General features: G+C 64.9%; 15 protein-coding genes. 12 read left to right on the top strand and 3 right to left on the bottom strand.

The annotated features are described in order from the left end of the window. The first annotated feature begins 66 nt into the window (after nucleotides 1-66). Entirely contained in the window at nucleotides 67-798 is a 732-nt protein-coding gene (locus AB2U09_RS13295) for an NAD(P)/FAD-dependent oxidoreductase (protein WP_459193205.1), read from the top strand. A gap of 59 nt (nucleotides 799-857) precedes the next feature. Further along, nucleotides 858-1,274 carry a metal-dependent transcriptional regulator gene (locus AB2U09_RS13290; protein ID WP_459193204.1) on the top strand — a complete coding sequence of 139 codons (417 nt, stop codon included), beginning with the start codon at nucleotides 858-860 and terminating at the stop codon, nucleotides 1,272-1,274. Nucleotides 1,275-1,321: 47 nt separating this feature from the next. Here AB2U09_RS13290 and AB2U09_RS13285 read toward each other — a convergent pair whose 3' ends face one another. The 3 genes from AB2U09_RS13285 to AB2U09_RS13275 all read right to left on the bottom strand — a co-directional run bounded on the left by AB2U09_RS13285 (nucleotide 1,322) and on the right by AB2U09_RS13275 (nucleotide 5,330). Beyond that, nucleotides 1,322-2,122, bottom strand: coding sequence for an alpha/beta hydrolase fold domain-containing protein (locus AB2U09_RS13285; protein ID WP_459193203.1), 801 nt, complete (start codon nucleotides 2,120-2,122; stop codon nucleotides 1,322-1,324). A gap of 63 nt (nucleotides 2,123-2,185) precedes the next feature. After that, complete coding sequence (locus AB2U09_RS13280) at nucleotides 2,186-2,824, bottom strand: O-methyltransferase (RefSeq protein ID WP_459193202.1); 639 nt, start codon at nucleotides 2,822-2,824, stop codon at nucleotides 2,186-2,188. 160 nt (nucleotides 2,825-2,984) lie between these two features. Next, nucleotides 2,985-5,330, bottom strand: a complete 2,346-nt coding sequence (locus AB2U09_RS13275) for a M61 metallopeptidase family protein (RefSeq protein ID WP_459193201.1) — start codon at nucleotides 5,328-5,330, stop codon at nucleotides 2,985-2,987. A 611-nt stretch (nucleotides 5,331-5,941) separates the two neighbouring features. On the opposite strand from AB2U09_RS13275, the gene AB2U09_RS13270 reads away from it, so the two are divergent. The 10 genes from AB2U09_RS13270 (at nucleotide 5,942) to AB2U09_RS13225 (ending at nucleotide 15,333) form a co-directional block, all read left to right on the top strand. Then, nucleotides 5,942-6,712 (top strand): AzlC family ABC transporter permease, encoded by a 771-nt coding sequence (locus AB2U09_RS13270; RefSeq protein WP_459193200.1) that lies wholly within the window; start codon nucleotides 5,942-5,944, stop codon nucleotides 6,710-6,712. After that, nucleotides 6,705-7,019 (top strand): branched-chain amino acid transport AzlD family protein, encoded by a 315-nt coding sequence (locus AB2U09_RS13265; RefSeq protein ID WP_459193199.1) that lies wholly within the window; start codon nucleotides 6,705-6,707, stop codon nucleotides 7,017-7,019. Before AB2U09_RS13270 ends, AB2U09_RS13265 begins: the two co-directional genes overlap by 8 nt. 273 nt (nucleotides 7,020-7,292) lie before the next feature. Further along, nucleotides 7,293-8,552 (top strand): divalent metal cation transporter, encoded by a 1,260-nt coding sequence (locus AB2U09_RS13260; RefSeq protein ID WP_459193281.1) that lies wholly within the window; start codon nucleotides 7,293-7,295, stop codon nucleotides 8,550-8,552. Further along, complete coding sequence (locus AB2U09_RS13255; protein WP_459193198.1) at nucleotides 8,549-9,106, top strand: hypothetical protein; 558 nt, start codon at nucleotides 8,549-8,551, stop codon at nucleotides 9,104-9,106. The genes AB2U09_RS13260 and AB2U09_RS13255 overlap by 4 nt, the downstream gene beginning before the upstream one ends. A 376-nt stretch (nucleotides 9,107-9,482) precedes the next feature. After that, nucleotides 9,483-9,932: a 6-pyruvoyl trahydropterin synthase family protein gene (locus tag AB2U09_RS13250; protein ID WP_459193197.1), complete on the top strand. Its 450-nt coding sequence runs from the start codon at nucleotides 9,483-9,485 to the stop codon at nucleotides 9,930-9,932. Next, nucleotides 9,932-10,711, top strand: coding sequence for a 7-carboxy-7-deazaguanine synthase QueE (locus AB2U09_RS13245; protein WP_459193196.1), 780 nt, complete (start codon nucleotides 9,932-9,934; stop codon nucleotides 10,709-10,711). Before AB2U09_RS13250 ends, AB2U09_RS13245 begins: the two co-directional genes overlap by 1 nt. A gap of 64 nt (nucleotides 10,712-10,775) precedes the next feature. Further along, entirely contained in the window at nucleotides 10,776-11,477 is a 702-nt protein-coding gene (gene queC / locus AB2U09_RS13240) for a 7-cyano-7-deazaguanine synthase QueC (RefSeq protein ID WP_459193195.1), read from the top strand. Between the two features lie 403 nt (nucleotides 11,478-11,880). Next, nucleotides 11,881-13,053: an outer membrane protein assembly factor BamB family protein gene (locus AB2U09_RS13235; RefSeq protein ID WP_459193194.1), complete on the top strand. Its 1,173-nt coding sequence runs from the start codon at nucleotides 11,881-11,883 to the stop codon at nucleotides 13,051-13,053. Further along, the gene (locus AB2U09_RS13230; RefSeq protein ID WP_459193193.1) at nucleotides 13,043-14,329 is read left to right on the top strand and encodes a PQQ-binding-like beta-propeller repeat protein; all 1,287 of its coding nucleotides are present in this window, start codon (nucleotides 13,043-13,045) and stop codon (nucleotides 14,327-14,329) included. The genes AB2U09_RS13235 and AB2U09_RS13230 overlap by 11 nt, the downstream gene beginning before the upstream one ends. 680 nt (nucleotides 14,330-15,009) lie before the next feature. Continuing rightward, the gene (locus tag AB2U09_RS13225; protein WP_459193192.1) at nucleotides 15,010-15,333 is read left to right on the top strand and encodes a DUF5783 family protein; all 324 of its coding nucleotides are present in this window, start codon (nucleotides 15,010-15,012) and stop codon (nucleotides 15,331-15,333) included. Nucleotides 15,334-15,592: the final 259 nt, after the last annotated feature.

Raw genomic sequence — 15,592 nt, 5'->3', positions numbered from 1 at the left:
CAGGAGACGATCGGTTCTCACCACCACCGACTGCACGAGAGACTCAAGCGGCGAGATGTGGAACTGATGAACGCTGAATACGACATCGTCGTCGTCGGTGGTGGTGTCGCTGGACTCACGGCGGGGCTGTTCACCGCCCGGAACGGATTGCGGTCCGCGGTGATCGACGCTGAGGAGTCTATCCTGCGGCGAAACGCGCATCTCGAAAACTTCCCCGGGTTCCCGGCTGGCGTCAATCCGCGACAGCTGCTGGAGTTGATGCGCGCACAAGCGAGAGATCCCGGCTGCGAACATCACACGGGGACCGTGAAGATCGTCACCCGGGACGGTGAGGGATTCGCGGTCGAAACCGCCGACGGCAGGCGGTTCCACGCGGAATACGTCGTCGCCGCGACGAAGAACGCGACCGAGTACCTCGACGGCCTCGACTGCGTAGAGATCGTCGACCGCGGGAAGCCGTACGTCGGCACCGACGAGCGCGGCCGGACCGACGTCGACGGGCTGTACGCGGCCGGACGCCTCGCCGGGAAACCACATCAGGCGATCGTCTGTGCCGGCCACGGTGCCGAGGTCGCCGTGACGGTGTTGGAAGACGACGGTCGACCGTTCTACCACGACTGGGTAACGCCGTCCGGGTATTTCACCGACCGCGGACGTGAGGTGCCGCCTGGCTGCGAGGAGATCGACGAGGGCGAACGCCAGCGTCGCGAGGCCCGGGCACTGGCGACGATGCGGGAGCGGTTCGCCGAACCCCACTCCGGCGAACAGGTCACGCACCCCACCCTCCGCGACGACTGATCGGCGATGAACGGAGATACGTCGGCAGTCCGGTACTCGAACGAACGGGGTGAGCCACGGTGAGCGCCGTCCCCCAGTACCTCCTCGCGCTGTACGTGCTCTCGCATCGCGGTTCCCCGCCGCTGCAGACGAGCGACGTCGCCGATCTGCTGGACAGGTCCCATCCGTCGGTCACCGAGATGTTCAAACGCCTCGACGAAGACGGTTTCGTCGACTACGAGCCGTACCGAGGCGTGTCGCTGACCGAGACGGGTCGAGAACGTGCCGCGGCGTTTCACGAGACGTACGTGACCGTCTCGTGGTACCTCCGGGACGCTCTGGAGGTCGAGTCGCCCGAGTCCAGAGCGATAGAACTGGCGGCCGTACTCGGGCCGGACATTGCAGAGCGTCTCGCGGCGGAACTCCCCACCGAGACGGACACCGGACAGGAGTTCGAGGCCGAGCAGCGGACAGCACCCTCCGAGGACACGCCGTAGCAGACGGGACCGGGTTCGATCCCCCGAGACACACTGACTGAGCGAGGTTACTCGCGCCCTATCTGTTCGTCGAAGAAGTCGTCGACCAGCCGGTCCACGTCCGGGTCCTCGAAGCCACCGTGTCCGGCCCCCGCGACCGTGTGCAGCGAGACGGGCGAGCCGGCGTCTCGGAGCGCGTCCCGGAGGGAGACGCTCTGGTCGTGGGGGACGATCGGGTCCTCGGAGCCGTGGACGATCAGAAACGGCGGTTCGTCGCCGTCCACGTACGTCGCTGGATCGGCGCGTTCGACTCGGTCGGGATGTTCGTGGATCGGCCCGCCGATGAGTTCCGACTCGGGGGAGTCCGGCGCTTCGTGGTCCTGTTCGCTCCCGGCCTCGTTCATCGAGAGGAAGTCCGTCGGCCCGAAGTAATCACAGACTGCCCGTACCGCCGCGGAGTGGTCGGGATAGTCGTCCGGCTCGCCGAACGACGCGTCGTCACCCGTCGTTCCCACGAGCGCGGCGAGGTGGCCGCCAGCCGAGGCGCCCCACGCGGCGATCCGGTCCGCGTCGAGAGCGTACGCCCCAGCGTTCGCCCGGACCCATCGGACCGCGGCCTTGCAATCGCGTATCTGTGCGGGGAACGTCGCCGTCCCGCTCAGTCGGTAATCGACGCTCGCGACGGCGTATCCGCGTTCTACTTGCCGCCGTGCCGGCCCGACGTCGGCGCGGCTCCCGTGGCGGAACGCACCACCGTGGATCCAGATGACGACGGGTGTCGGTTCCGGACGGTCGTCCGGGAGATATAGATCCAGCGCCAGCGGGCCGCTCTCGCGTTCGACGTATTGGATGTCACGTTTGAGGTTCATGTGTTGGAAGATGAGTGATGGAATCGAAATCGTGGCCGAAGTACTCGCACGCGCTTGCGACGGCTACTCCGATTTCACTGCGAATCCTGTTCCGTCCGCCAGCGGCAGTAGTACCGATTCGAGCTGTGGATGGTCGAGAAACCGGTCGTTGAATTCGAGTATCGCCTCGACGCGTGTGTCCGGTTGTTCGTCGGTTACCGCGGCCTCCGGGACTCGGCCCCCTCTAAAGAGGTTGTCCACGACCAGTACGCCGTTGGGGCGAAGTAGCGGAACCACGTGTTCGAGGTACGTCTCGTACTCGTCTTTCTTCGCGTCGATGAACGCGAGGTCGAACTCGCCGTCGAGTTCGGGGAGCAGGTCCGTCGCATCGCCCCGCTCGATGGAGACGGACCCCTCGACGCCGGCTTCGGCGACGAACTGCTCGGCGACCTCGATTCGGTCCGGGTCACGTTCGAGCGACACGACGTCCGCCCCAGCGCGTGCGATCTGAACTGTCGTGTACCCGATCGCCGTACCGATCTCCAGCGCGCGATCCGCGCCAGTCGCTTCGACGAGCATGGTCTGGAACTGTGCGACGTCGCGCGACGCGATCGGTACCCGGTTCTCGCGAGCGTACGCTTCCATCGTTTCGAGATGGTCGTCGACGTCCGGCTGCATCTCGCGGACGTATTCGGCCGTCTCGTCTGTCAGGATCGAACGCATACGTTCGCTTCGCGATTCGTTCCCGTATAAATTACCGCTGAACAGGTGTTCATCGCGTGAACAGGTGCCAACGGGGAGATATTCTTGACCGAGGCGGTTCGTTTTCGAATGCGTTGTCGGTGGACAGCAGCGTGACGAGCCACGACGGCTCGAGCGCTGATCAGAAGACGCGACGAAAGCCCAACAGGAGCGTGACGACCGCCAACACACCGAGGCCGCCGATCACGGGACGGTCCGACAGCGATTCGACGGGTGCGCGCGTGACCGCGACCGGGAACGACTGGGCAGCGACTGTCTTCGAGTCCTGGTGGGTCGCACCGTACTCGTCGCGGACGACGACCGTGACGTTGGCCGGTGAGTCGGTCCGCTCGTACCGATACATTTCGCCGGTCCCGACCCGTTCGCCGTCGACGAGCCACACGATCTCGTGATCGCCGTAATCGTTGTCCACCCGCGCTTCCATCGTCACTGTGGGGTCGAAGTACGCTGACTGACTGTCGATCGAGACCTGCGGCGGATCGTTGACGAGGAGCCAGAACCGGCGTTCGACGCTCTCGCCGTTTTCGAGGGCCGCGATGACGTGATAGTGTTTCGGCCCCTGGGTCTTCGGCGTCAGTGAGAACGTCCCGTTCTGGGAGTGAGTCGCCAGGCCGGGAATCTGCGAGAACTGGTAGCTGTGGACCGGATAGGTATCGTTCTGGAGACGGGTCGAAAGGTTCACCGGCACCCCTCGTTCGACGACTGGGACCGTCTTGTTCTCGTGAGTCGCCGTCCCCAGAACGGCCGACGAGTCGAGAGACTTCTCGAGGGACGAGTTAGGCGGGGCACCCGTCAGTTGGGCCTCCTCGTCGCGTTCCCTGTCGTCGTTCTCTCTATCGTCGGTCGGCAGTTCTATCTCGATCGTCCCTGCTGTGGTCGGCGACTGCCCGGCGAGGTCACGCGCCGAGATATCGATATCGTAGTCGCCCTCGGTCCGGTTGTCCGGGAGTCGGAGGTAGAACACGAACCCCCTGCTGTCGTTCGACGGGACCTCGAAGTACCCCCTGTCCGCGCCTGGGACCGGATCGTCGTGCATGTATCGGGCCCCCTTCGCCGCCGGCGCGACTCCCGTCAGGTTCCAGCCCTCGGGGAGCGTGGCGTTGAATCCGACCATGCCGCTTCGCTCGGAGCCGCTGTTCTCGAGCGTGACGTGGACTCGCCGGTGCTGTCCGCCACCGCGGTCCACCGGGCTCTCGTCCGTGAACGAGAGCTGCGAGTCGATCTCCGGTTCGGTGTAGGCGTACGGGTTCGAAGGTTGCGGCGGCCGCTCGTCGGTGGTCACGTACCTGTCGACCTCCCCGGCGAGTCCCGGACTCCCGACGGTTTCGACGATCTCGAGGAACTCTTCGTGGGTGAGCGTGCCCTCGTGGTCGTTCATCCGACGGAGGACGTCCTCGAACGTTCGCTCGCTGTCAGTCGCCGCCCGTAGTTCGCGGTCGATATAGGCGATGACGCGAGCACCGGGGGAGTACGGGGTGCGCCAGTCGGCCCAGCTATCGGGCTCGACCAACCGAGCGTCCGCGTCGACGTCTCTCACCGCGGTCTCCTGGACGAAGTTCTCGAAGTCGTACAGGCCGTGTTGCCACAGCAACAGGTCTTCGTAGTGGGTGGCGCCCCCCTCGACGGTCCACCGTGTCGAGTCGTCAGCCGTGTACGCCTGTAACTGCTGGTGGACAGCCTCGTGGACGACAGTTGCGACGTTGGTTCCGCTCCGCAGGAGAACGTCGCCCGCGGTGTTACCCGTCGCACGCGACTCGAAGGTCCGCCCGGCGACCCCGCCGATATCTAGATCCACCACGAAGTACGTGGCTTCGCCGTCGCGGTCGGCCCCGACGTTCACCTGCGTATCGGTGTCCTCGATCGCGTCGAGCATGACGGTAGCGTTCCCGCGAAAGTCGACGTGGTCGGGGACGACGACCCGGTATTCGCCCGTCGACGTGTCGCGACCGTACTCGTCGTAGCCACCCAGCACGGCGAACTGCTCGCCCGTCGCACCCTCCCCGTCGACTGAAACGTTGGTACTGAGCCGGTCGGCGTCCGTGCGGATACTGTCGTAGGTCGCGCCCACGACGGCGTACCCCTCTCCGCGGGTCGTTCCGACCGGCCCCGGACCGAGGTGATCGGCCCGTGCGACGTACTCGATCCGCGCGACATCGCCGTTCCCGTCCCACTCGAAGGTGTCGCCGCGTCGGCGGACGTTCCGCGTCGAGACGTCGTCGATCGGATGGGTGATCGACTCCCCGACTGTCCGGACGCCGTCTCCCACGTGGAACTCACGGACTACCCGGATCTCGTCGGCGTCGGTCCCTTCGAGAGAGAAGGTCGTCTCGACGACCAGTTCGTCCGACGCGGCGTCCGAGAGCGCCGAGGCGGGGCCACCCTGCTGATCGACGGTCCCGACCGCCGACCCGACTGGGAGGGCCGACACGACGAGGACGGCCACGAGGAGAAGCGACGGTGATCGCATACATCGTCACGTACTTAGTATCGCATATATATCCCACGGCAACTGGCCCGCGAACCGACGTAACTGGGAGAGCGAAGAAAGTGTCGTCGGCTGGGGTTTCAGTGACGAGCCCGACCCGGGGTTGCACACACTGGGACTTTCCCACCTCATCCGTTCGGTCCTCCAGGAGTGCGGTTGTCTCCCTGAGCGGATACCCGGATGGACGAGCGTCTCCTATCGGCCCGCCCCGCTCGCCGCGTACCGTCCGGAGCGCGGTGCTGGTTGGTTCTGTAGTACAGTTCCGTGGCGGGCTTCGCTGTCGCCCTCTCCGACGTCCTCTATTCCGACGATGCCGTTCGCACTTGCGTCGAGGGCGAATACTGACTACAGCCGCCTCGTGGTCTGGGACGGCCTTTCGAGCGGACCCGACACTCCACCCTTCCGAGCCAATCCGTCGACCACGGAATAATCGTCTCGATCGGGGAATTTCAGTGACCGTGCTGTGGCCACGCAAGGGCGAGACCCGCGTGGCGCGTTTCACCATCGTTTAGTCGCATTGTCGCATCGAAACAGGTGACGGCGTCCGTGTGGCGGCGGTCCGGCGCCGGTAGAACTGGAGTGCCCTCCCAGAGATGACCGCAAATGACCAGCCCTCCGAAGGAGACCAGTCGGCGGACGGAGCGACGGATGACCCAGATGCGGCGGCGGCCACTGCTCCGAACGAAGTGACGTTCGATCGCGCAGGGATACGCGGCGGATTCCTGACCTGTGTACCGATCGCGCTCGGCGTCGCCGGGTACGGGATCGCATTCGGCGTGCTCGCCGACAGGGCGGGGCTGACCGTTGCTGAGGCGGCCCTGATGAGTGCGACTGTCCTGGCCGGCGCCTCCCAGATCATCGCCGTCGAGCTGTGGGCCGATCCGATTCCGGTCGCAGCCGTCGTGTTTGCGGTCTTCGCCGTGAACCTCCGGTACTCGCTGATGGGCGCGGCGCTGCGGCCGTGGTTCCGGCATCTGTCCGGGGCGCGGGCGTACCTCAGTCTGTTCTTCATGGCCGACGAGAACTGGGCGCTGACGATGCGCGAGTTCACGTCGGGGAGTCGGCGGGGTGCGTTCCTGCTCGGAAGTGGCCTCGCCATCTGGGTGTTCTGGGTCGCTTCGTCGATCGTCGGCGTCGCGGTCGGCGGCGTGATAGACGACCCCGCGACGTTCGGGCTGGACTTCGTCCTCGTTGCGACGTTCGTCGCACTCGCGGTGGAACTTTGGGACGGGTCGTCGACGGCTATCCCCTGGGTGGTCGCGCTAGTAACAGCGCTCGGGACTTCGCAGTTGCTGTCCGGCCAGTGGCACGTCATTGCCGGCGGACTCGCCGCCGCTGTCGTCGAGGTAGTCCGCCATGAGTGACGCGTTCGCCCTCGATCCGACAGTCGTCGGTGTCGTCCTGGCTATGGCGTTCGCCACGTATCTTACCAAGGCCAGCGGACTGTGGCTGATAACCCACGTCGGGATCAGCGAACGGGCCGAGGCTGCCCTCGAAGTGCTTCCGGGGGCCATCGTGGTCGCCGTTATCGGCCCGGAACTGGCCGCTGGTGGTCCCCCGGAGTGGCTCGCCGGTGGCGTCGTCGCCATCGTCGCCTGGCGGACGGAGAACATCTTCCTCGCACTCGTCGCCGGCGTCGGTGCCGTCGTCGCGTTTCGCACCGTTTTGTGACGTGATCGCGACGTCGATCCGAAACTTGAGCGATGGGGGTCTGACGGTCCGAACAGATCTTCGCCGACATGTGCTGCTGTCCACTGGCGCCGACCCCGCTTTCAGCTGCTTGGGCAGTCAGCGCCAGCCAGGAACGACCGGACGGTTACCACTAGGTGATACCACCGTGTAGAAACCTTCATACGGCGCGTGTTCCGAACCGGTGGTATGCAAACGCAGACGGGTAGCGGGGAACCGACATCGACCGGTCGGGTGAAGTCGTTCGTCTCGAACATGGGGCCGTCGTGGGTCGCCGGCGCGATCGCCGCGGGCCCGGCGACGATGGGATCGCTCATTACCGCCGGTGGTGCCTTCGGATACCGCCTGTTCTGGGTCGTCGTCCTCTCCGCGGTCGCCGGGGCGTTCGCCCAGTATCTCGCGATGCGCCTCGGACTGCTCACCGAACGCGGTATCGTCGGCGTCGTCACTGACCAACTCGGCGACACCTGGGCCTGGCTGCTCGTCCTCGACGTGGTGGTCGCGGCCGGGGCCGCACAGCTGTTGATCATGAAGACCGTCGCCGGCGTCTCGGCGACCGTGACCGGCGTCGACAGCCGTCTCTGGGGGGTCGTCTGGGCGGGCGTCCTCGCGGTCGGGCTCGCCTCTCGGGGGTACCGGTTCCTCGAAGTCGCCGCCAAAGTCCTCGTCAGCGGCGTGGTCGTCGCGTTCGTCGCGTCGCTGTTCGTAGTTCCGATCGATTCTGGCGCAGCGGTCGGCGGACTCGTCCCATCGCTCCCGTCCGGGAGCGCGCTGGTCGCGGCGGGGATCCTCGGCGGTGCCGTCCACATCACCCTGATAACGATGCACTCCTACACGATGCGTGCACGCGGGTGGACCGCCGACGACTCCGATCTCGCGACGTTCGACGTCGTCGCGTCGATGCTGGTCGCGTTCGGGACGTACAGCGTCGCGATCTACCTCGTCACGGCGAGTGTCCTCACCTCGGGCGACCTCTCCACCGTGGAAGCGGCACAGGCGCTGGGACCGCTCGCGGGACCGTTCGCGAAGTCGCTCTTCCTCGTCGGCCTTCTGGGCGCGGCGGTCTCGACGCTCGGTGCGAACACGATCGTCCCGCCGTTCCTCCTCGCGGACAAACTCGGCTGGGGAACGACACTCGACGACGACCGATACCGCGGGCTCCTCGTCGTTGCGGCCCTCCTCTCGGCCCCAGGCGCGTTCATCGGCGGGCCGGTCCTGAGTCAGCTGGCGCTCGTGCTCGCGATCGGGACCGTCGGAACGCCGTTCGCGATCGCGGTCGTGCTGTCTCTGCTCAACTCGTCGGCGGTTCCCGAACCGAACTCGACGGTCGCGAATCTCGCCGGGCTCGCCCTGCTGTTCGTCTCCGGAACGCTCGCGGCGAACTTCGTCAGGGAGCAGATCGCCGCGGGCATCGGCCCGCTGTCGGGAGCGATCCTCCTCTTCGCCGTCGTGCTGGGACTGGGGACGCTCGGGGTGTTCGGGAAGTTCATTCAGGGGGAGGGCGCGTTCGCGTGACTGAACTGGGGTTTCCGCTCGACGGGACGACGCTGATCGTCGGCCCCTCCCAGGCCGGCAAGACGCAACTTACTGCCCGCGCTCTGGAGGCGTGGATCGACCGGAACGGGCAGGCGGACGTCGTTCTCCTCGAATTCGGCCCGGAGTACGACCACAACGGGACCGTCCTCGGTCGCCGGCTGGAACGGTATACGGACATCCCGACGGACGTCTGGGTCGGGACAGTCGACGCTCACGCGCCCCGGTCCGAAAGCGAGAGTGAAGCGGAAATGCGCGAGCTCGCCAGGGAAAATGCCATGGCGGTCGCCGACCGGCTCGCGGACGCCCCCGCTGCTCCCGCGGCCGTCTTCGTGAACGACGTCACGATCGGATACCAGCACGCGTCTGGAGAGGTCGAGCGGCTTCTCGACTACTGCGACACCGCCGAAACGGCCGTTCTCAACGCGTTCGAGAGTGACGAACTGGGGACCGACAACCCGGTTTCCGCTCGGGAACGCGACGTCGTCGAGCGACTGCGGACGTGGGCCGACCGAACCATCACGCTCGACGGCTGACGAGAGGCACGAACGGCCGAATCCGCTCGGATTTCCTCGCGTGATCGGTCGGTTACTAGCCCCTCTTCCTCGGAGGTACGATGCAATTTTATCGTGCTACGAAGAGGCGAGGGCGCATCGGACGCCCTCAGGAGAAACTACGCGACGTGCTGGTTCTGCGGGACGAGGTTTACGAAAGACGAGTCGCCGTGGCAGGTAGACGGGGAATCGTACCGCTGTCCTCCCTGCAGTAGCGCGACTACGTTCGATATCACGATTAGATGAGATACGAGGGGCGTTTACCCTGATCAACCCGAGCTGTCTGACCCGGATCATCCCCCAGTGACAAAATTCGAGGTATGGATAGATTTTAGTATTCTTCAGAGGTTCTTCAGATATGACTCAGAGAGCAGATATACAAGAGAATGCACTCGGTTCAAGCGAGCGGACACTCCGCGTTGGGGACGACAATCCGATCCGGATCAGTGCCGGTCATCGGCTACAACACCACGACGGGAAGTGTTCGCGGCCGCATGGGCACAACTACGAGATCACGGTTTCCGTGACCGGGGAACTCAGAGACGAGGGGTGGATCGTCGACAAAAGCGAGATTACCGAGATAATATCCGAGTGGGATCATCGGTTCCTTCTCGAACGCGGCGACCCACTCGTTCCGGCGTTCCGGGAGAGTGGCGACGAGGATGCAGTCGTCGTTCTCGATCACCCCCCGACAGCCGAGGTCATGTCGGTCCTGCTCGAACGGAAACTGCTCGAAGCGTGTCCCGAGACCGTCTCGGACGTCTCCGTCGAAGTGAGTGAAACGAACGAACTCTGCGCCACGTACTGATGCCGGTCAACGCTGATCCCGATACCGAGGTCGAATCCCCAGCGACGGACTCCGAGGCGACACTCCCGATCAACGAACTCTTCTACTCGCTGCAGGGGGAAGGCAAACTCGCGGGCGTCCCGACCGTCTTCGTCCGGACGAGCGGGTGTAACCTCCGCTGCTGGTTCTGTGACTCCTACCACACGTCCTGGGAACCGACGCACACCTGGATGGACGTCGACGAGATCGTTTCCAAGGTCACGTCCTACAGTGCGGCATCGCACGTCGTCCTCACAGGTGGGGAACCGATGATGCACGAAGACGCAGCCACCTTGCTCGATCGACTCGCGGAAGCCGGCTATCACACGACGGTCGAGACCAACGGGACGATCTACCGGGACGCGGCTATCGACCTCGCGAGCATCAGCCCGAAACTCGCGAGCAGTACCCCGACCGCGGAGGCCGACCCGAAGGGGGACGGCGACTGGGCCGAGCGGCACGAACAGCGCCGTATCGACGTGACTGCCCTCGCGGATCTCGTCGACGAGTACGAGAGTCAGTTGAAGTTCGTCGTTACAGGCCCGGAAGATATGGCCGAGATCGAGACGCTCGTCGAGAAGATCCGCGCTGCGACGCAGACGACAGTTCCGGATTCTGACGTCCTCTTGATGCCGGAGGGAACGACTCGGGACCAGTTGGACGAATCCCGGAACGAAGTCGCCGAGCTCGCGACAGCGTACGGGTACCGGTACACCCCTCGATTGCACGTCGACCTCTGGAACGACGCCCCGGGCACATGATGGGCAGCGAGACCTTCGTAGGTGAACAGCGAGCGACCATTCGACGACAACTCACCAGTGACCAATGACTAACGACAACGGAGCAGTGATCCTCGTATCGGGCGGAATGGACAGCGCGACGGCCGTCTACGAGGCGATGGACCGCGGCTACGAGCCGTACTTCTTCCACACGTCGTACGGGCAGGAAACGGAAGAGAAGGAGCGGGAGTGCGCCGAGGCGCTCGCGTCGGAAGTCGACGCGGCCGAGTTCCTCCACGTGGAGACGCGACACCTCGCGGCGATCGGCGCTTCGAGCCTGACGGACAGCGAGATCGACGTCGCGAACGCGGACCTCGATAGCGACGAGATCCCCACGTCCTACGTCCCATTCCGGAACGCGAACCTCCTCTCGATGGCGACCTCGTACGCGGAAGCCAACGACTGTTCGGCGGTCTTCATCGGTGCGCACAGCGAGGACTTCTCCGGGTATCCGGACTGTCGACCCGAGTTCTTCGATGCGTTCCAGCAGGTCATGCAGGTTGGGACGAAGCCCGAATCGGAGATCGAACTCGTCGCGCCGTTCGTCGACTGGTCGAAGACCGACATCGCGGAACGGGGCCTGGAACTCGACGTGCCCTACGAGCTCACGTGGAGTTGCTACCGGGACGACGCGCCCGCCTGTGGAACCTGTGATGCCTGTGCGTTCCGACTCCAGGCGTTCCAGCGGCTCGGCGTCACAGACCCCATCGAGTACGCCGAGCGGCCGGACTACCTCTCGGATTCGTAGGCTTCGATCGAGAATCGCTGTGGCGGACGTGAATGCGGGGGTCGTCACCGAGTACCACGGTACACCCAAGGGCTGACAGAGCGCGATGGGAATCATGAACCTCGTTTAGTCCAGCCAGCGCGTCCCAGATATCGGCCCGACCGTCTGCTGGTAACGAGTACCTTCCGAGGGTGTCGCAGAGTTGCGCTCCGAACCGCTCCCGGTCGCTGGGCGACGAAAAGTGCACGCGGCGGAGTCCAGTAACCGCACCGCCGGGTCGATTTCTTGCGCCCCGATGACCGAGGCGTTCGTAGCCGAAGTTTCGGCGCTATGGAGACGCTTCAGTGATACCGGGACGCGGTTCGCTGCCACTGTCGGGTGGAGATGGTGACATTGAAACGAATGGACGGAGAGCTTCGAACAGATGGTCCCCTTTACGCGCAGGGAAGCGCTGAAAACACTCCCCGCGCTCGCCGCAGGGCTGGGCGGTTGCAGCGTTTTCACCGGCGACGATCATTCCCTCCCGATGCCGACGCAATGGCAGGCCCCACTCGACGCACCGACGCCGGTCGAATACCCGTCTGGCGGCCCACTGCTGGTCGGGTCCCAGAGCCCGTTCGACGACGATCCGGTGGTGACCGGCCGCGACCCCGAGACGGGCGACGAACTGTGGGCAGTCACCGGACGGAAGGGCCGCAAGTCACCGATCGGGTTCGACGACACGTTCGCCTACGCGTTTACGAGAGCCGAGGAAGTCTTCGCCGTCGACTACCGGAACGGGCAGATCGCGTGGCGAGTCCCGATAGCACCGGTCGACGACGCCGACCCGGGAGTCGTCCAGTTCGCGCCGCTGCCCGTCGGCGAGCGCGTCGTCGTCCCCGTTTCTGGGACCGGGGACGACATCCCTGACAGGCTCGAAGCGTTTGACCGCGCTACCGGCGACCACCTGTTCGACTACGGTCTCCCGTCGTCGATTGCGGGCACGCCGGCTACGGACGGAACGTGTGTCATCCTCGGGCTACTCGACGGAACCCTTCGCCGCATCGCCGCCGACGGGACCGAGGACTGGCGTGTCGACCTCGGGGCCGCTGTCGCGGACGTGACGGTCGCCGGCGGCACGGCCTACGTCGGGAGCCCAACCGAACAGCTGCTGGCCATCGACGTCGAGACCGGCGACGAGCGCTGGCGCGGAGCGCTGGAGAACACCCTGCTCACGCGCCCGCTCGTGGTCGACGACCGCGTGTTCGTCGGCGGCGCCGACTACTATCTGGCCGCATTCGATCGGGCCAGCGGAACCCGACAATGGCGTGCCGAACTAGCCAGCGCCGTCACGGCCGGCCCGACGCTCGTCGGCGACAGGCTCGTCACCCTCGTTGGCGGTACGAACGAGAACCGGGGTCCGGGCGGCGAGGTCTCGTTCTCGCCGACTGGACTCTACGTTCACGACACCGAGGGGGAACAGATCAGTGCGTATCGGTTCGAAGGCTACCTCGACGGCGGATCGGTCAAGTGGGCCGCAGCCGCCGGCGACGGTGTGTATCTCGGCCAGGAGTGGCAGCTGGCTCGACTCGGTGGCGAGGTGCTCGATGCCGAGTGATCGACCGCCGCGAGAGGCTGATACGCACAACGGGGAGACCGATCGAACACCGTCGGCAGACCAGCGGGCGAGCACACGCCGGCGCGTCCTACAGACGATCGGCGTAGTCGGTGCGGTCGGTGTCACCGGCTGTTCGAACGTCACGTCGTTCGGCGGGCCATCGCCCGAGTGGCGACAGTCGCTCTCGAACGCGAGCACGGCCAGTCCACCGGCGGCCGGCGACGAGTTCCTCCTCGTCGGCGCACAGGACAAGCAGTTACACGCGTTCGATCCCGCCACGGGAGACCGGGCGTTCGCGTACAAGACGGGCGGTCTGATCGATAGCCGCCCCGTTGCAGCGAGCGGCGGAAGCGCCCACCACGTCCGGAGTACCGACGGCGACGTCTACGCCGTCGACAGCTCGGGCGATCTCCTGTGGAGCCATGAGGGCGTCCACCGCCGCGGCCACCTCGCGAAGTCCGGCCCACTGGTCGTCGAGAACGTTCCGGTGTACGACGACCCCACTGTTCGCGGATTCGACGCGCAAACGGGCGCGACCCGGTTCACCCTGTCGACGAGTTCCCACCGGCTTCCCGGTCTAACGGCCGCAGGATTCGCGCTTCCCCTGCCATCCGACGGCGACCAGTCACGTGTTACTGTGCTCTCGCTCGCTGACGGCAGTGTACGATGGGAAACTGATCCGCGACCACCCTACGTATCGGCCGTCGCCGACGAGTCGCTCGTCGTGACCTACCACGACGCCACGCTCACAGCGTACGCGATCGACGACGGGACCCGCCAGTGGCGCCAGACGCTGGCCGACACCGAGCATCAAGCCGGCCCGTATCTCGGAACGGCGATCTATCTCACCCACGAAACGGATTCGGGTGACGAGATCGTGGCCCTCGATCGGAAAACTGGGCAGCGCCGTTGGCAGCAACCTGCGGGTTACCAGATCCGACACGTCGAACCTGGCACCGATGCCGTCTTCGTCGGAAGTCGTGTCGATGATCCCGACGGCGGGGTCATGGGTCGAATCGACTGCTTCGAACCGGACGGGACGCGCCGCTGGAAGACGACCGCCGCAGTTCCCGACGTCAGTGACATCGCAGCACTCGGAGAGACTGTGCTTCTGGCGTCGGACCGACAGCTCGTCGCCTTCGACCGATCGACTGGGACGACAGCGTGGACGCACGAACCGGACTCGTACAGCCGACTCGGTCTGGCCACGGATTCGAACTCGGTCTACGTCTCGTATCTCGACGACGGGGCGGTCGCGAAGTTCTCCGTTTCGTGAACGAGACAAACTACGAGTGGGCGGAGTTAGACACCGAGCGCCCGAGATGGACGGACCGGACGGGTGAGAACGTACCGAAGCCCGGACGCGAGAGTCGGCTCGGATACAGGCCGTGGGCTTCACTCCGCTCGGCCGCTCGTGGTCTCCACCACGTCGCTCGCCACCACCAACGGAATACTCGCCCCCAGCCCGCATAGACGGCGATCAAACTGCCTACATTTTCTCGTCTCGAACGGGATACTCGGATACTGCGCCATCACGTCAGAATTTGTATCCTCCTTCAAACTCCTGCTTTGATCCTGCTATTTGTATGATACAGTCGTCGCTGTGGGATCTCGTTCACTCACCATCGTTTGGGAGGGCACCGTTTGCGGGTGATTTGCAGCGACCGATCAATACACATGTCTTCTAGTTTGTGTTTACATATTGGGTTTTATGGATCAAGTGGGTGTATAGTCGGATCTGAGCGTCGTCACTCGGTCAGAGCAGCGCGTTGGCGCCGACGAGTTGGCACCAGCTGATCGCTGGAATCTCGTTCGTCGCTGTGGCCGGCGATACAGCGACCGGCTGTCGGCGGTCCGTCTCGGTCGTGAGGGACACGGCAGCCGTCTGCGATGCACTCGGAGTCGGAAGCTGCATCGAGCGAAGTCGTTTACAGGTGTGTGCTCGTATCTGTGAGCATGACAGCGTTCGACCCGGAGCAGTTCGAAGACAAGTACGTCCACTACATGGACGAGCTCCAGACCGCGTACAAGAACGCGTACCAGCACTTCCACGGCCGGTACGACTCGACGCTGCTCAAGTCGATCGACCGGCAGGTGCTCAACGAAAGCGAACCGTTCTACGAGGGCGACGGCGAGTTTCGGCTCGAACTTCCCGACAATCCCCGCGAGCGAGTTGGAGATCTCCCCGTCGACGACGAGACGTTCGAAACCGTTCTTGCCGAGTTCGCCGCCCGGATCGAACTCGAATTGCAGCGGATCTTCGGCTTCGAAGCGTCCTGAGTGATGGGGATCCGAGGCGGTGTTGCAATCCTCCGTTCCAGGTGGCTGTTCGCCCGAACCAGCTCGTGAGTTCGTGTTGAGCAGTCGGTTCTGCGAGTTTCTCTGTGGGAGGACGGTAGATGGACGCGCTCGCTACGGATAGCACGCGATGAAAGCCCTCGGCGCGCTCGCGGTCGCTGTCTCCGAAAATCGGAGATTTTCGGGATCGGGCGAGAGCACAGCTCTCGCAGACCTCGCGAATCTCCGATTCGCTCAGTGA

It is taken from the genome of Halosimplex yunnanense (genome assembly GCF_054504345.1).
Note: the sequence above shows the minus strand (reverse complement) of the source record. Positions and strands in the feature narration are given on the sequence as shown.

Excerpts from the sequence above, each read along its gene's own strand:
- AB2U09_RS13250 (WP_459193197.1), top strand. The coding sequence starts at position 9,483 with ATGACTCAGAGAGCAGATATACAAGAGAATGCACTCGGTTCAAGCGAG.
- AB2U09_RS13230 (WP_459193193.1), top strand. The coding sequence starts at position 13,043 with ATGCCGAGTGATCGACCGCCGCGAGAGGCTGATACGCACAACGGGGAG.
- AB2U09_RS13235 (WP_459193194.1), top strand. The coding sequence starts at position 11,881 with ATGGTCCCCTTTACGCGCAGGGAAGCGCTGAAAACACTCCCCGCGCTC.
- AB2U09_RS13260 (WP_459193281.1), top strand. The coding sequence starts at position 7,293 with ATGGGGCCGTCGTGGGTCGCCGGCGCGATCGCCGCGGGCCCGGCGACG.
- AB2U09_RS13295 (WP_459193205.1), top strand. The coding sequence starts at position 67 with ATGAACGCTGAATACGACATCGTCGTCGTCGGTGGTGGTGTCGCTGGA.
- AB2U09_RS13280 (WP_459193202.1), bottom strand. The coding sequence starts at position 2,824 with ATGCGTTCGATCCTGACAGACGAGACGGCCGAATACGTCCGCGAGATG.
- AB2U09_RS13270 (WP_459193200.1), top strand. The coding sequence starts at position 5,942 with ATGACCGCAAATGACCAGCCCTCCGAAGGAGACCAGTCGGCGGACGGA.
- AB2U09_RS13225 (WP_459193192.1), top strand. The coding sequence starts at position 15,010 with ATGACAGCGTTCGACCCGGAGCAGTTCGAAGACAAGTACGTCCACTAC.
- AB2U09_RS13265 (WP_459193199.1), top strand. The coding sequence starts at position 6,705 with ATGAGTGACGCGTTCGCCCTCGATCCGACAGTCGTCGGTGTCGTCCTG.
- AB2U09_RS13275 (WP_459193201.1), bottom strand. The coding sequence starts at position 5,330 with ATGCGATCACCGTCGCTTCTCCTCGTGGCCGTCCTCGTCGTGTCGGCC.
- AB2U09_RS13245 (WP_459193196.1), top strand. The coding sequence starts at position 9,932 with ATGCCGGTCAACGCTGATCCCGATACCGAGGTCGAATCCCCAGCGACG.
- queC (WP_459193195.1), top strand. The coding sequence starts at position 10,776 with ATGACTAACGACAACGGAGCAGTGATCCTCGTATCGGGCGGAATGGAC.
- AB2U09_RS13285 (WP_459193203.1), bottom strand. The coding sequence starts at position 2,122 with ATGAACCTCAAACGTGACATCCAATACGTCGAACGCGAGAGCGGCCCG.